Annotated in this window: 13 protein-coding genes and 1 pseudogene; 7 read left to right on the forward strand and 7 right to left on the reverse strand. The window is 72.6% G+C overall.

Annotated features, from left to right (window positions below; all coding sequences use genetic code 11):
* The first annotated feature begins 48 nt into the window (after window positions 1-48).
* Window positions 49-2,085, forward strand: a complete 2,037-nt coding sequence (locus AB0B85_RS06755; RefSeq protein ID WP_357404327.1) for a glycosyl hydrolase family 28-related protein — start codon at window positions 49-51, stop codon at window positions 2,083-2,085.
* Between the two features lie 42 nt (window positions 2,086-2,127).
* Here AB0B85_RS06755 and AB0B85_RS06760 read toward each other — a convergent pair whose 3' ends face one another.
* The 4 genes and pseudogenes from AB0B85_RS06760 to AB0B85_RS06775 form a co-directional block, all read right to left on the reverse strand.
* A complete protein-coding gene (locus tag AB0B85_RS06760) occupies window positions 2,128-2,757 on the reverse strand; it encodes a hypothetical protein (RefSeq protein WP_357404329.1) in 630 nt (209 codons plus the stop codon).
* Between the two features lie 13 nt (window positions 2,758-2,770).
* Entirely contained in the window at window positions 2,771-3,865 is a 1,095-nt protein-coding gene (locus AB0B85_RS06765; protein WP_357404331.1) for an SRPBCC domain-containing protein, read from the reverse strand.
* 49 nt (window positions 3,866-3,914) lie between these two features.
* Window positions 3,915-4,966, reverse strand: a pseudogene (locus AB0B85_RS06770) (nitronate monooxygenase).
* 31 nt (window positions 4,967-4,997) lie between these two features.
* Window positions 4,998-6,113, reverse strand: a complete 1,116-nt coding sequence (locus tag AB0B85_RS06775; RefSeq protein ID WP_357404333.1) for a hypothetical protein — start codon at window positions 6,111-6,113, stop codon at window positions 4,998-5,000.
* Between the two features lie 147 nt (window positions 6,114-6,260).
* Between AB0B85_RS06775 and AB0B85_RS06780 the strand changes: the two genes are divergently transcribed.
* Window positions 6,261-7,220 carry a hypothetical protein gene (locus AB0B85_RS06780; protein WP_357404335.1) on the forward strand — a complete coding sequence of 320 codons (960 nt, stop codon included), beginning with the start codon at window positions 6,261-6,263 and terminating at the stop codon, window positions 7,218-7,220.
* Between the two features lie 35 nt (window positions 7,221-7,255).
* Window positions 7,256-7,528, forward strand: a complete 273-nt coding sequence (locus AB0B85_RS06785; protein ID WP_357404337.1) for a hypothetical protein — start codon at window positions 7,256-7,258, stop codon at window positions 7,526-7,528.
* Between the two features lie 62 nt (window positions 7,529-7,590).
* On the opposite strand, the gene AB0B85_RS06790 is transcribed toward AB0B85_RS06785, so the two are convergent.
* The gene (locus AB0B85_RS06790) at window positions 7,591-8,859 is read right to left on the reverse strand and encodes an Nramp family divalent metal transporter (RefSeq protein ID WP_357404339.1); all 1,269 of its coding nucleotides are present in this window, start codon (window positions 8,857-8,859) and stop codon (window positions 7,591-7,593) included.
* Window positions 8,860-9,087: 228 nt separating this feature from the next.
* Here AB0B85_RS06790 and AB0B85_RS06795 point away from each other — a divergent pair, with 228 nt between their 5' ends.
* From AB0B85_RS06795 to AB0B85_RS06810, 4 genes are all read left to right on the forward strand, one after another.
* The gene (locus tag AB0B85_RS06795; RefSeq protein ID WP_357246013.1) at window positions 9,088-9,495 is read left to right on the forward strand and encodes a GntR family transcriptional regulator; all 408 of its coding nucleotides are present in this window, start codon (window positions 9,088-9,090) and stop codon (window positions 9,493-9,495) included.
* An 88-nt stretch (window positions 9,496-9,583) separates the two neighbouring features.
* Window positions 9,584-10,474, forward strand: a complete 891-nt coding sequence (locus tag AB0B85_RS06800) for an ABC transporter ATP-binding protein (RefSeq protein ID WP_357404341.1) — start codon at window positions 9,584-9,586, stop codon at window positions 10,472-10,474.
* Complete coding sequence (locus tag AB0B85_RS06805) at window positions 10,471-11,460, forward strand: transporter (protein WP_357404343.1); 990 nt, start codon at window positions 10,471-10,473, stop codon at window positions 11,458-11,460. Before AB0B85_RS06800 ends, AB0B85_RS06805 begins: the two co-directional genes overlap by 4 nt.
* A 183-nt stretch (window positions 11,461-11,643) precedes the next feature.
* The gene (locus AB0B85_RS06810; RefSeq protein WP_357404345.1) at window positions 11,644-13,254 is read left to right on the forward strand and encodes a hypothetical protein; all 1,611 of its coding nucleotides are present in this window, start codon (window positions 11,644-11,646) and stop codon (window positions 13,252-13,254) included.
* Between the two features lie 52 nt (window positions 13,255-13,306).
* Here the strand turns inward: AB0B85_RS06810 and AB0B85_RS06815 are convergent, their stop codons facing one another.
* Both AB0B85_RS06815 and AB0B85_RS06820 read right to left on the reverse strand, forming a co-directional pair.
* Window positions 13,307-14,137: an ABC transporter permease gene (locus AB0B85_RS06815; RefSeq protein ID WP_357404347.1), complete on the reverse strand. Its 831-nt coding sequence runs from the start codon at window positions 14,135-14,137 to the stop codon at window positions 13,307-13,309.
* On the reverse strand, window positions 14,134-15,105 hold the full coding sequence (locus AB0B85_RS06820; protein ID WP_357404349.1) for an ATP-binding cassette domain-containing protein: 972 nt from the start codon (window positions 15,103-15,105) through the stop codon (window positions 14,134-14,136). Before AB0B85_RS06820 ends, AB0B85_RS06815 begins: the two co-directional genes overlap by 4 nt.
* Between the last annotated feature and the right edge of the window lie 68 nt (window positions 15,106-15,173).

The raw sequence follows: 15,173 nt of genomic DNA on the forward strand, positions 1-15,173 counted from the left end.
GGAAACGCCGGGCGGACCTCCACCACCACCCACCCAGGAGGGTCACCGATGATTCGCAGACTCCTGCCCGCCCGGGGACGCCCCGGCCGACCGGCCGGCACCGCCGTGGCGTTCGCGGCCGGCCTGGCCGTGCTTGTCGTCGGGCCCACCGGGGCCGTCGCCGGGCCAGCCGCGCCCGCCGGCACTCAGCCGGTGGTCACCCGTGCCGCCCTCGATCCGGCCCTTGTCGCCGGGCGCGGCGCCGACGTCGACTTCGTCGAACAGGAGGCGGAGAACGCGCGCACCACCGGCGAGATCATCGGCCCCGACCGGTCGGCCTACACACTGCCCGCCGAAGCCTCCGGCCGCCGGGCGGTCCGGCTCACCCCCGGTGAGTACGTGGAGTTCGTCCTCCCCAACGCGGCGAACGGGATCACCGTGCGGTACAGCATCCCGGACGCACCGCAGGGCGGTGGGATCACCGCGCCGCTGCGCGTGGACGTCAATGGCAAGCACGTGCGCACCATGACGCTCACCTCGCAGTACTCGTGGCTCTACAACCAGTACCCGTTCACCAACGACCCCACGGCCGGGCTGCTGCACCCGGACTGGTGGATCACCGAGTGCCAGTGCGTGCCGGCGGCCACCACGCCGTACCCGAGCATCACCACGCCGTTTCGGCCCACCCACTTCTACGACGAGCAGCGACTGCTGCTCGGGCGCACCTACCGCGCCGGTGACCGGATCCGGCTGACCGCGCCAGCCGGCAGCGCCGCCGCCTGGACCGTCATCGACCTGCTCGACTCCGAACGTGTCGCGCCGCCGCGCGTCCGGCTGCTCGCGGCGAACGTGCTCGCCTTCGGCGCCGACCCCACCGGCCGACGGGACTCCGCCGACGCGCTGGACCGGGCCATCACCTTCGCCCGGCGGGCCCACCTCAAGGTCTACCTCCCGCCGGGCACCTACCAGGTCAACCGGCACATCGTCGTCGACGACGTGACTATCGAGGGCGCCGGCAGCTGGCACACCATCATCAAGGGCCGAGAGGTCGCCCTACCCACGCCCGCGCCGGACGGCTCGGTGCACACCGGCGTCGGGTTCTACGGTCGCGACGCCGCCGACGGGGGCAGCCGCAACGTCCACCTCTCCGGTTTCACGATCGAGGGAGACGTCCGGGAGCGCATCGACACCGACCAGGTGAACGCGATCGGTGGAGCCATGAGCGACTCCACTATCGACGGACTCTACCTGCGCCACACCAAGGCCGGCCTGTGGTTCGACGGGCCGATGCGCAACGTCCGGGTCACCAACACCATCGTCGTCGACCAGATCGCCGACGCGCTCAACTTCCACACCGGCGTGACCGACTCACTGGTGGCGCACAACTTCGTCCGCAACACCGGTGACGACGGGCTGGCGATGTGGTCGGAGAAGACGGCCAACGCCCGCAACACGTTCGACCACAACACCGTGCAGTCACCGACGCTCGCCAACGGCATCGCCATCTACGGCGGCACGGACACCACCGTCTCGCACAACCTCGTCGCCGACCCGGTCCGTGAGGGCAGCGGCATCCACGTCGGGGCCCGCTTCGGCGCGGAACCCTTCAGCGGGCACCTGCGGATCACCAACAACAGCACCGCCCGCGCCGGGACGTACGAGTTGAACTGGAACATCGGGCTGGGCGCCATCTGGTTCTTCGCCCTGGACCGCAGCATCGACGCGGCCATCGAGGTGACCGGCGACGCGTACCTCGACAGCACGTACAACGCGATGATGCTGGTCAGCGACTGGCCGGTGAAGGACCTCTACTCGATCTCCAACGTACGGTTCCGGGACATCCGGGTCGACGGCACCGGCACCTCGGTGGTCAGCGCCCGCTCGGCCGGATCCGCCTCGTTCGCGAACGTGGACGCCCGCCACGTGGGCGCGGTGGGTGTCAACAACTGCGGTTCGTTCCACTTCACGCCGGCCGGTTCGGAGTTCACAGTGACCGACCTGGGCGGCAACGACGGCGGGTGGCTCGCACCGTGGCTGCTGCCCAACACCATCACCTGCGACGACCGGCCGCCGGTGACACCGCCCCCGCCTCCGGCGCGGTGGTGAACGCGGTGGGCGGTCCGACTCATCGGGCCGCCCACCGCTCGCTCAGCGCGCCCGGACGTACGCCAGCGGCACGCTCGCCGGCTGGCCGGGCCAACTGCCACTCAGGACAGCCCCGCCCGCCTCGGCGGCCTCGGGGCGGCGGACCACGACAAGTTCGACGGTGTCGGTGACGACCAGCGTGCTGTCCCCGTCGACCACCCGGCGTACGGCGCCGACCGGGCCCGCGTCGGCGTCCAGGACACCGCCGACGGTGATCGTCATGATCGGCTCGCGCACCACGCGCCTACCGTCCTCCTCGAAGTACTGCTCCGCCTGACCGGAGCCGGTGCGCACCGCGTGGGCGAGCGCCGCGGCGTACACGTGGTCGACGCAGCCGTCGTACACCCAGCGTCGGCCGAGCACCGAATGCTCGGTGGTGCCCACCAACCAGGCGTCCGCTCCGTCCAGGGGCGCGGCCCGATAGGTGAGCGGGACCTGATGGACCGGCCCGTCGGGGGTGCTGACCAGCAGTGTCTCGATGCCGACCTCGCCGGCTGGATCGTCGAAGCGGTAGGCCCCCCGGCTCACCAACTCGACGTCGGCGGAGCCGACGTACCACTGTCGGTCGGGAAGCCAGGTCGCCAGCAGGTCGAGCTTCGTGGGGCGCAGGGTCGCCCTGTGCAGCAGTGCCATGGCGGCAGCCTAGTCAGAGGCCCGCGCAGGGTTGCCCGCCGATCGTGCAGCTCGCCGGTTCCCGGGCCTTCGGCCGGCTGTCGCGGACATCGAAGCTGATCGTCCGGGACCCACCGGGCTCCACCGCGGCCCCGGTGAAGGTGATCGACCGCCCGTCCTGTCGCCAGTTCGCGCCCTCGACATCGTCGACCGTGGTGCCGTCGCCGAGAGTGACCACCACGGCCCAGTCCGCAACCGGTACGCCGCTGGGGTTGTCGACAACGACCACGCCCGTGTAGCCGAACAGTCGGCTGGTCCCGGTCTGGTAGCGGGCCACCATCGGCGCCGGCGGCGGGGGTGGTAGCGGAGTGGACGCGAGCGGACTCGACGGCTTCGCCGACGGGGTCCGGCTCGGCCGGGAGGTCGCCGACGCGGTGGCGCTCCGCGAGGGTCGCGCCGGCGGGGTCGCCGTCGGGGTCGCGGCGGCCCGCCCGGCCGTGCCGGACGGCGAGGGCGCGTCTGTCGACGCAGGTGCGGCGGTGGGCGTCGACTCGGGCGGCATGGTTATCCAGGCCGCCGTCCCCGCCAGCAGCGCGGCCCCGGCGATCAGGGCGGCGAGGGTGCGACGCCGACGGCGGCGGCGGCCGGACGCGCCCAGCGCGACAAGCGGCAGCTCGGTGGTCATCGCCGCGTCGCCGCGGTGCAGGTCTACCTGCTGGAACGCGAGCCAGTCGAGAATGGCCGGCAGTCGTACGGTGAGTGCCTGCCGCAGCTGCTGCTCACGGGGATCGTGCTGGTCGGCGGACCACGCGCCGTGCGTCGTGACCTCCCGCACCTCCAGCCGGCAGCCCTGGCTGGTGGCCGTGACCGCGCAGGTGAGTTCACTGAGCCGGCCGGCCTCATCGCAGGCCAGCACGAGCAGTGCCGCCTCCTGCCGCTCGGTCACCTCGACCTCGACGTCCGCCTCGAAGCCGGGCAGTTCGGCAGTGTGCAGCAGCAGTCGGTCCGCTACGCCCTCGACCATGTCGGCCTCGGCGAACCACCGTCCGAGCAGCTGCCGATCGGTGAGTGCGAGCCAGACCCGGTCGGGCGGGTGGGACACGTCGACCTGCGCACCGATCTCGATCACGGCGAGACTCTACGGGTTTCCCGGTCGGCCGTCCCGTCGAGGCCACCGGTCAGTCCCAGCGTGCCGACCACTCGACGGCCGCCGCCGCCAGGGCGGCTCGGGCACCGGCACTGACCTCGGTGACCACCTCGGCTGCCGGCAGCTCCCGCGCGAGGGGGTGCGCCTGCCCCGCCCACAGGTTCGCGACCGACGCGTCACCGTCGCGCCGGGCGGCGGCCAGCAGCGGACGGGTCAGGTGCAGCACCTGGGGATAACCGGTAGGCGCCGACGCGTCGTGCTGGCGCAGGAAGTCGTTTGCCACGCCCCGGGCCCGCCTCCCGGTGTACGCCCGGGTCAGCGCGGTCGGCGCGTCCCCGGCCACCGCCGCCCGGTGCATCGGCGAACTGCCCGCCTCCGGGCAGCGCAGGAAGGCCGTGCCGAGCTGCCCGGCGGCGGCACCGGCAGCCAGCACGGCGGCCAGCGCGGGACCGTCGACGATGCCCCCGGCGGCCACCAGGGGCCTGTCGCAGCGGGAGGCGGCCAGCCGCAGCAGGGGCAACAGCGCGTAGTCGTCGTCGTCCGGCAGCCCACCGCGATGCCCCCCGGCCTCGGTGCCCTGCACCACCACCGCGTCCACCCCAGGTCGGCGGCGGCCGTCGCCGCGTCCGGGCGGGTGACGGTGGCCCACACCTCGGTGCCCCGCTCACGCAGGGCGCGCACCGCCGCCCGGTCCGGCAGCCCGAACACGAAGGACACCACCGGGACCGGGTCCGCGAGCAGCGCTGCCATCTTCTCCGGGTACGCGTCGTCGCCGCCGACCGGCTCGCCCAGGCTCACCCCGCGCTCGGCGGCCTGCGGGGCGAGCCGCTCGGCGTACGCCCGAACGGCGGCGGCGTCGACGTCGCCGGGGTCGGGCAGGAAGACGTTGACGCCGAACGGCCGGTCGGTGCGGCTGCGAACCTCCGCGACGTCGGCGGCCAACCGCTCGGCGTCGATCATCCCGGCGGCCAGGAAGCCCAGTCCACCGGCGGCGGAGACGGCTGCCACGAGCGCCGGCGTGGACGGAGCACCCGCCATCGGGGCCGCGATGATCGGGTGACGCAACGTGGACAGCACGGACATCCCACCATCCTGCCGCACCTGCCGCGTCCGTTCAGCGACGTGCCGTGTGCCGCCAGCGCAGCACGCCGGCCAGGCCGAGCAGCGCCACCAGGGTGCCGGCGCCGGCCACCAGCAGCCAGGTCCGGCCGTCCAGTCCGGTGGTTTCCTCGGCGATCGGACCGACGAGGGTGGGCAACGCCGAGGCGGCGGCGCCCGTCGGGCGCCCGGCGGTGGTCGGTGCGTCGGTGACCGGGTAGCGCAGGATGGTCGGCCAGGTGCCCGCCGGCTGGTCGGCGGATTCGGAGACGGTGAGCAGCGACCGCCCGTCGCGACTGTAGGTGACCGACTCACCCTGGGGCTCGTCCGGCAGCGGGGTGATCCGCGCGGTGCCGGTGGTCAGCGCGCGGACCACATCGCCGTCGGGCACGTCGTACTCGAAGGCGTCGGCGTAGCTGCGCAGCACGACCCGACGCCCGTCCGGGGCGCTCGCCGCCCCGGTGATCACGCCGCGGCCGAGGAATGAGAACGGGTTGCTGGTGCTTGTCGTCGGCACTGTCACCTGGCCGACCGAGGCCAGCGGCGTCGTCGCCCCCGGCCGCAGCGCGGCGGTTGGGGCGTAGACGAAGACGGTGCCGCTGCCGCCCTTGGTGATGACAAGCGGCCGATCGGACGCGTCGAGCAGCAACGCCTCCGCGTCGTGCGGGCGGTCCGGGTAGGTCATCCGGTACAGCACCGGCTCGTCCGCGCCGGGGGCGAGCCGCCAGACGGCGATGGTCGGCCGGGAGTGGTCGTTGTCGCCGATGTCGGCGACCCAGACGGTGCCGTCGCGACCGATGGCCAGATCCTCGGTGTCGCGGGGGCGGGACGGGAAGGCCACCGCCCGGACCACCGCGCAGCGCTTGTCGAGGAAGAAGATCCGACGGCGGGCCTCGTCGTCGGCACCGTCGTTGATGACCACGTACCCGTCGTCGGTGGCGACCATGCCGGAGATCTCGCGCAGCCGGTCGTCGCGCACCTGGCACACCGGCGTCCCGGCCGCCGCCGTCGCAGCCGCCGCCCCTGCCGGCGTCAGCGCGACGGCCGGCGCCATCGAGCCGGCGAGCAGCGCCGCCAGCGCCGCACCCGCGCCGGCGCGCCGCCCCCAGGTCAACCGCCCGCGTACCCGCATCGCCCATCCTCCTCGTCGCGGCCGCGCCCCGGCCACCTGCCCATCCTGGCCGATCCGGCCCACCGACGGTGGTAGTCGCCGCGACGCGTCCACCCCTCTGGTCGATGTACTGTCGCTGCGCCTCGTTGTCGATCGGGAAGGGTGATCATGCCCGGAACCAGCACCTCGGCGGCCCGCCCGTTCGGACGGCGGCTGCTCCGCCGCCTGGGCCGTCCGAGCAGGGGCACGGCCGTCGCCTGGGTGCCGCTCGCCGCGATCGTCTGCGGTCTCTTCACCGGCGCGTTGGCGAGCCGGGCCGCCTGGGAGACCTCCCGAGCGCAGCCCGACCGGGCCGAGGCCAGCAGCATTCTGACCATGGCCTTCCCCGGCCACGACCTCGGCGAGATCGAGACGCCGCCCGCGCTCTTCGTCGTCTACGGGCACGCGCTGCGACTGGGCACCGTGAAGACCCTGGTGCTCGGCGACGGCGGTGAATACCAGGAGAGCGCCACCGGCGCCGCCGCCCTCGGCGCGCCACCGGTGCCCGCCGAGCAGATCGTCGCGGTGGCCCGGGACCGCCTGACCGGTGCCGGCTGGCGGGTGTACGACCCGCGGGTGACCGAGGGCATGAGCTGCGGGGACAAGACCTGCGCCACCCCGCTCGCGATCACCCACACCACGCTTGTCGCTCGACGGGGCGACACCATCCTGAACGCCTCGATCTCGGCGCAGACCGCTGTCGACGCCACCTATCTGGCGGTCGAGTTGCAACGCGCGCCACCGCCGCTGGTGGTCCCCGCCGGGGCACTCGGCACGCTGTTGGGCGCGGTGGCCGGGTGGTGTGTCTTCGGCTGGGCCAGTCGCCGCACCGCGGGACGACAAGTCGGCAGCGCGGTGAGCGTCCTGTTGGGCGTGGCAGTGGTGCTGTGGTGGCTGCCGGTGCTGCTGGCCGTCCCGTCGCTGCTGCGCCACCAGCGCGGCGAGTCACACCCGGCCTGGCACCCGTACTGGGAGTGGCTCGGCCAGCCGGCCGCCTCGCTGCTCTTCCTGGTCGGCGCGGTGTGTGCGCTGCTGGGGCTGGGACTGGCCGCCAGAACTTCAGGGCGTGACGGCGGTGCTGGCGGGTAGGCAGCATGTCGACACCCGCCGGGCAGGAGGCTCCGATGAGCACGTATCGGGATGATCAGGGCGACACGTTTCCTCCCCCGGAGGCGGACGCCCACGAGCAACGGCAGAACGCCGTCGACTACGGGCCGCCGGACCGGGTGTCGGGTGACGTCGACCCCGAAGCGTCCGAGGCGGACCTGGCCGAGCAGGGCGCCCTCCCGGCGGGCGCCCTCGAGGAGGTGACGTCGCTGCCGGCCGACGCCAATCCGGCCGACGCCCTCGAACAGCGCCAGGAGATCCCCACCCGCGACGAGGGTCGCCGAACCTGACCCATCCGCTGCCGCCGGGCACCCCTGGCTGACCGACACACGCGCAAGCCGGCTCAACCGGCTCAGCCAGCGGTGACCTGCCAGAGCAGGAACGCGTTGAGCGCGACCACCAGGACGGCTACCAGGGACGCGGCGACGGTGGTGAGCGGGTGGTTGACCAGGTTGCCCATCAGGTCGCGGCGCCGGGTGAAGGCGACCACCGGGATCAGCGCGAACGGGATGCCGAAACTGAGGATGACCTGGGAGAGCACCAGCGCCCGGGTGGGGTCGAGGCCGATGGCGAGCACGGCCAGAGCGGGCAACAGGGTGACCAGCCGGCGCAGCAGCAACGGAACCCGCCGCCGCAGGAAGCCCTGCATGATCACCTCACCGGCATAGGTGCCGACGCTCGTGGAGGCCAGCCCGGAGACCAGCAGCGCGACGGCGAACCCGAACGCCGCGGCGGTGCCGATGGTCTGGCCGAGCCCGGCGTGCACTCCCTCCAGGCTGTCCGCGCCACCCGGGCCGCCGCCACGGAAGCTCGCAGCGGCGATCAGCAGCATGGCGAGGTTGACCGCGCCGGCCGCGCTCAGGGCGAGCAGCACGTCGGTGCGCTGGCCCCGGAACAGGATCCGGCGCTCGGAGTCGTCGGCGGCGGGGATTCGGTCGCGGGTCAGCGCAGAGTGCACGTAGATGACGTGCGGCATGACGGTGGCACCGAGGATGCCGGCGGCCAGCAGGACGCTGTCGGTGCCCTGGAGCCGAGGCACCAGGCCGCCCATCGCGGAGCCGGGGTCGGAGCCGGAGGCGAGCAGATTCGCGGCGAAGGCCAGGACGATCACACCGAGCAGTACGGCGATGGTGATCTCGAAGGCGCGGTACCCGCGTGAGCGCAGCGCGAGCACGGCGAACGCGGCCGTGCCGATGATGAGCCCGCCGGGCAGCAGCGGGATGCCGAAGAGCAGGTAGAGGGCGACCGCGCCACCGATCACCTCGGCCAGGTCGGTGGCCATGGCGACAAGTTCGGCCTGCACCCACATCAGCCGGTTCAGCGGTCGGGGCAGCCGCTCCCGGCACAGCTCGGGCAGGCTGCGCCCGGTGGCCAGACCCAGCTTGGCGGTGAGGGTCTGCACCAGCATCGCCATCAGGTTGGCCACCACCACGACCCACACCAGCAGGTAGCCGTAGCGGGCGCCAGCGGCGGAGTTGGTGGCGAAGTTGCCGGGGTCGACGTAGGCGACGGCGGCGACGAAAGCCGGACCGAGCAGGATCAGCCGCCCGCGTACCCGCCCCCGGGCGCGGGCCTTCTGTAGTGGAGTCGCTCTCGGCGTCGCCAGGTCGTTGGTGACCATCGCATCCTCCCCCTTCCACCTGGATTGCTGCCGGTTCCTTCCCGAGCGACTGACCCCCCGGTGCCAGTTCGTGGCCTACCGGTGCCACCACGGTCGAGCCGCCGGGCAGTCGCCAGGGCCACACCGTGCCGGGCAGGACGCGCCGCGCCGGCCTTGACAGCGGGCAGTTCGGTGATGAAGCTGTCTACTAGTCCTACTGTCGTAGGACAACAGGAAGGATCATCACGAGTGATCGAGTTCGTGTTGGACAGCCGGTCGAAGGTGAACACCTACATGCAGCTCGTGCAGCAGGTGAAGCAGGCGCTGCGGGTCGGTCTGCTGACGCCGGGCGACCAGTTGCCGAAGGTCCGGGACGTCGCGCAGTCACTGGCGATCAACCCGAACACGGTGCTGAAGGCGTACCGGGAGTTGGAGATCGAGGGTCTGGTCGGGGGCCGACCCGGGGTGGGCACGTTCGTCCAGCGCACCCTGGCCGGCGCGTCCCTGCCCAACCAGGCCGAGCTACGCGAGGACCTGGTCGCCTGGTTGCACCGCGCGCAGACCGCGGGCCTCTCGGCCGAGGACGTCATCGCCCTGGTGGAGACCACGCTGCGCGCCACGCTGGCCGACGACGCCCCGCAGAAGGAGCCCGCCTGAGCATGCGCAGCGAGCGAACCAGCAGGCACCGAAGCAAGGGCTGCGCCGCCACGAAGCCGTGGGCGCAGCCGGATCGAGAGGACAGAGAATGGACATGGTCTTAGCGACCGACCGGCTGGGCAAGCGGTACGGCAGCACCTGGGCGTTGCGGGACTGCTCGCTGCAGTTGCCGGCCGGCCGGATCGCCGCGTTGGTCGGGCCGAACGGCGCGGGCAAGAGCACGCTGCTGCACCTGGCCGTCGGCCTGCTCAAGCCGGACGAGGGCTCGGTGGGCGTTTTCGGCAGATCCCCGTACGGCGACACCGAGGGCCTGGCCGACATCGGCTTCGTCGCCCAGGACACCCCGCTGTACCGGGACTTCACCGCCGCCGAGCTGGTGGTCGCCGGCGGCAAGCTGAACAAGCGGTGGGACGCGGCGTTGGCCCGCCAACGGCTGGCGCAGCTCGGCATCCCCCCGGACAAGCCGGTCGGCAAGCTCTCCGGCGGCCAACGGGCCCAGGTGGCACTCGCCCTCGCGCTGGCCAAGCAGCCCCGGCTGCTGCTGCTCGACGAGCCGGTGGCCAGCCTCGACCCGCTGGCCCGGCGGGAGTTCCTCCAGTCGCTGATGGGCAGCGTCGCGGAATCCGGCACCACGGTCCTGCTCTCCTCACACCTGCTTGCCGACCTGGAACGGGTCTGCGACTACCTGATCGTGCTCAACTCCGCCCGGGTGCAGCTCACCGGCGCCGTCGACGATCTGGTCAGCGAGCATCGCCAACTGGTCGGCCCCCGCCACGACGGCGGCGTCATCGGGGGCGTCGCCGCCGTGGTCCGGGCCAGCCACACCGACCGGCAGTCCACGCTGCTGGTCCGCACCGACGGCCCGGTCACCGACCCGGCCTGGACGGTCCGCGACGTGAGCCTGGAGGACGTCGTGCTCGCCTACCTGGCCGACGGCACCACGCAGACCAGTCACAGCGAGTGGGGAGTGGCGGCATGATCTGGTTGACCTGGCGGCAACACCGCAAGCAGGCGTTCTACACCCTGCTCGGGCTCGCGGCGCTCGCCGCTCTACTGGTGCCGATCGGCATCACGATGCGGCACACCTTCGCCGACCTCGGGTTGGTCGACTGCGCCAAGCAGCTCGCCCGCGCCGACGTGGCAGAGGCGACCCGGGAGACCTGCGACGCGGGCTTCCAGCGCTTCGGCGACAGGTACGACAGCCTCAACCTGGTGGCCGTACTGCTGATCGCCCTGCCGGTGCTCGTCGGCGTCTTCTGGGGCGCGCCACTGGTCTCCCGCGAGGTGGAACAGGGCACCCACCGGTTCGTCTGGACCCAGGGTGTCGGGCGCAACCGCTGGGCGCTGGTGAAGTTCGGGCTCATCGGAGCGGGCGTCCTGGCCCTCGCGGCGGTCTACGGGCTGGGCGTCTCCTGGTGGGTCGACCCGCTCAACGCGGCCGCGCACGAGGGCCGGTTCGGCATGATCGTCTTCGACCTGCAGGGCATCGCCCCGATCGGTTACACGCTGTTCGCGGTGGCGCTGGGCATCTTCGCCGGCACCGTCTGGAAGCGGATGCTGCCCGCCATGGGCATCACCCTCGCCGGCTACATCGGCGTCCGGACGGCGGTGGAGCTGCTGGCCCGACCGCACTACCAGCCGGCGCGCACCCAGACCTTCTCGATCGAGGGGGACGGGCCACCTGTGGTCAGCCGGGGTGACTGGATCCTCGCCCAGGGCATCCGTAACCCCGACGGCACGATGATGGCTGAGGGAGCCCGGATCCAGTGTCCGGTGGGCGGCAAGGGACCGGGCGGTCGGGCCTGCGGGGCCGAGCTGGGGCTCGAGCCGGGCGCGTACAACTGGCAGCTCTACCAGCCGGGGGACCGGTTCTGGCTGTTCCAGGGGATCGAGACGGGCATCTTCGTCGCCCTGGCCCTGCTCCTGCTCTACCTCGCCGTGCGTCGGGTCCGTCGGATCGCGTAGTCGGGACGACGGGTGCTCGTCGGGGCGCGGGGGCCTCGGCGAGCACCCGACCCGCTCCCCCGGCCGGCCGAGTCGGATTCCGGCCCGTCGCCAACGCGACTCAACGTGCCTCTTCAGTCACCCTCAGTGCTCCGATGTGGGCTCCGGGCCCGGGTTGGCCGGGCCACAGGGATGGGAGCGCGCGTGAAGTCCAGAATCCTCCGTCGGATCGCCGCGTCGGCCGTGGCGCTCGGCTGCGCCGTGCTGGGCGCTGTGGCGTTGCCGGCCGCCCCGGCGACGGCCAGCCCGATCCGCAACGCGACAGCCTGGTCGGTGCTGCTGTGCAAGTTCAGCGACAAGCCGGCGGAGCCACAACCGCCGTCGCACTTCGCCAACTTCCTCACCGCGGCCGGGGTCGGCACCGGTGGCGTGGCGGACTATCTCGCCGACCAGTCCGGCGGTCGGGTCTCGCTTGCCGGCTCGGTGGTCCGGGGCTGGTACCCGATGCCGTACACCCTGGCGCAGTTCCAGTCGATCGACAGGTGGACCCGGACCCAGCGCTGCGTGGACACGGCGGCGGCGGCCGGCTACGCGGTGCCCGCCGGCAACCGGATCGCGGTCATGCTCAACGACTGGGTGGATTCCGGCGCGGCCGGCGGCCGGGTGCTGCTCGACCCGGGTGCGTGGAACGTCGGCTTCGCCGCGCACGAGATGCTGCACGGCTACAACCTGGGCCACTCGTTCTCCAACGACACCACCTACCAGAACGCGTCGTGGTCCCAACCGGGCGAGTACGACGACCCGTGGGACGAGATGAGCGCCATGCACATCTACGCGTTCAACACCGCCAACTACGGCACCAGTGCCGTCGGGCTCAACGGGCCGCACCGCGACGAGCTGGGCTGGCTGCCGAAGAACCGGATCTTCACCATGGCCGCCGACGGCGTCGGCTCGCGCGCCCTCACCCTGGCCCCGCTTGAGGTGCCCGCCGCGAGCGGCCCGCAACTGATCCGCATCCCGTTCGACCCGGCAGACCTGTTCCACTACTACACAGTCGAGTTCCGCCGGAAGACCGGCTGGAGCGCCGCCATCCCCGCCGACACGGTGCTGCTGCACGAGGTCCGCAACGGCACTCCCACCCTGCTGCGCACCGGACCCGGCGGTGGGCCGGCCCAGTCACTCAACGCCAACGGCGTGCAGATCGGCGTGAACTGGCTCTCCGGCAACGCCGCGTCGGTGACAGTGACAACCGACGTGGTCAACCGCTGCCTCCAGGGGTACGTCTGGCGCGAGGCCCGAGCCGGCGACCTCGTCTGTGTCACGGGCGCGACCCGCAGCCAGGTGTGGGCGGACAACGCCGCCGCGGCGAGCCGCTGGGTGAACGGCCCGTACGGCCCGCACACCTGCGTCGCCGGCTACGTGTGGCGCGAGGCGTACGCCGGGGACGACGTCTGCGTCACCGGGACGCAGCGCAGCCAGGCCGCCGCCGACAACGCCGCCGCCGCGTCCCGGCGCAACCCGGCCCGACTGGTGTCCGGCCCGAACACCTGCGTCAGCGGGTACGTCTGGCGCGACGCCGACCAGTCCGACTACGTCTGCGTCAGCGGCACGACCCGCTCCCAGGTGCTTGCGGACAACGCGGTCGCCGCGAGCCGCTGGGTCAGCGGACCGTACGGGCCGCACACCTGCGTCGCCGGCTACGTGTGGCGCGAGGCGTTCATCGGCGACGACGTCTGCGTCACCGGGACGCAGCGCAGCCAGGCCGCCGCCGACAACGCCGCCGGCCCCGGCCGGGTGCTCCGGCCGGCCGGCTGACGGACCCGCGCCCCCGGTGGCTCGACCACCGGGGGCGCGGTCGTCGAGCGGGTCAGCGGGCCAGCCGCCGGTAGTGGACGACCGAGAGTGGCAGGAAGACCGCGACCAGGACGACCGGCCAGAGCACCGCCAGCCACGGGTAGTGCTGCGCCGCCCAGGAGTCACCACCCCAACCGGGGTTGCCGAACAGTTCGCGGGCCGTGCCGACGGTCGCCGACAGCGGGTTCCAGGCGGCCACCGCACCGAGCCACGCGGGCATTGTGGACGGTGCGACGAACGCGTTGGAGAGGAATCCGAGCGGAAACTCCAGGGTCTGCACGGCCACCACGGCCGTCTGCCCGCGGGTGACCAGCCCGAGGAAGATGCCGACCCAGACCAGGGCGAAGCGCAGCAGCAGGATCAGTCCCACCGCCGCGAGCGTGGCACCGACCCCACCATGCGCCCGCCAGCCGATCGCGAGACCGGTCAACAACAGGACCGCGAGGGTGACCACTGCGAACAGCATGTCGGCGACGGCCCGGGCCACCAGCGGGGCCAGCGGTGAGACGGGCATCGACCGGAGCCGGTCGGTCACCCCGCGCTCCAGGTCCTCGGCGACGGCGATCGTGGTGAGGCTGATGCCGAACACCATGGTCATCACGTACATGCCGGGCATCAGGAACTCCCGGTAGCTGCCGCCGCCGGGCACCTGCAACGCGCCACCGAACAGGTAGGCGAACATCAGCACGATCAGGATGTTGAAGCCGAGCGAGGCGATCAGCGGGCCAGGATCACGTTGCCACCGGACCAGGCCGCGCCAGATCAGGGTGCCGCTGTCGGTCAGGAGGGTGGGCCGGCCGGGCGTCAGGTCCACCGCCGGGGCCGGCATGCTCGTCGCGCTCATGCCGCCACCTCCTCGGCCGTCCGGGTCCGGTGCCCGGTGAGGTGCAGGAACACGTCGTCCAGGGTGGGACGGCGCAGCGCGACGTCCGCCACCGGGACGTTCCCGGCGTCGAGCGCCCGCAACACGTCAACGAGCGCACCGGCCTGGTGACCGACCCGGACGCTCACCATCCGCCGGTCCACGTCGACCGTCGGCTCGCGGTCGGTCACCCGGCGCACCTGGGCGACAGCGGTGGCGAGATCGGCCTGGTCCGCGACGACCACCTCGATCCGATCGCCGCCGAGCTGGGTCTTGAGGTCCTCCGGAGTCCCCTCGGCGATCACCCGGCCGGCCTCGACCACCGAGATCCGGTCGGCGAGCTGGTCGGCCTCGTCCAGCTGCTGCGTGGTGAGCAGCACTGTGGTGCCGGCGCGCACCAACTCCCGGACCGACTCCCACACCTCGTTGCGGCCACGCGGGTCCAGCCCGGTGGTGGGTTCGTCGAGGAAGAGGACCGCGGGAGCCAGGATCATGCCGGCGGCCAGGTCGAGCCGACGGCGCATGCCCCCCGAGTACGTGCTGACCGGCCGGTCCGCTGCGTCGGCGAGACCGAAGCGTTCCAGCAGCTCGCCCGCCCGCTGCCGGGCCCGGCGGCGACCGAGGTGGAACAGCCGGCCGAAGAGCACGAGGTTCTGCCGGCCGCTCAGTGCCTCGTCGAGCGCGGGATTCTGCCCCACCAGCCCGATGCGGTACCGAACCTGGTCGGGGTGGCGGGTCACGTCGTACCCGGCGACCTCGGCGCGGCCCTCGTCCAGTCGTAGCAGGGTGGACAGGATCCGTACCGAGGTGGTCTTGCCGGCCCCGTTCGGGCCGAGCAGGCCGCACACCGTGCCCTGCCGCACCCGCAGGTCGAAGCCGTCCAGCGCATAGCGATCCCGATATCGCTTCCGCAGCCCTTCGACCACTATCGCGTCGTCTCTCGTCGTCACAGTGCTTCCCTCCCGCAGGCACCAAACCGCCGCTACCGTACAACATACGGTAGGCGATACGGGAACGC

It is taken from the genome of Micromonospora sp. NPDC049044, assembly GCF_040649215.1.
Taxonomy (GTDB): Bacteria; Actinomycetota; Actinomycetes; order Mycobacteriales; family Micromonosporaceae; genus Micromonospora.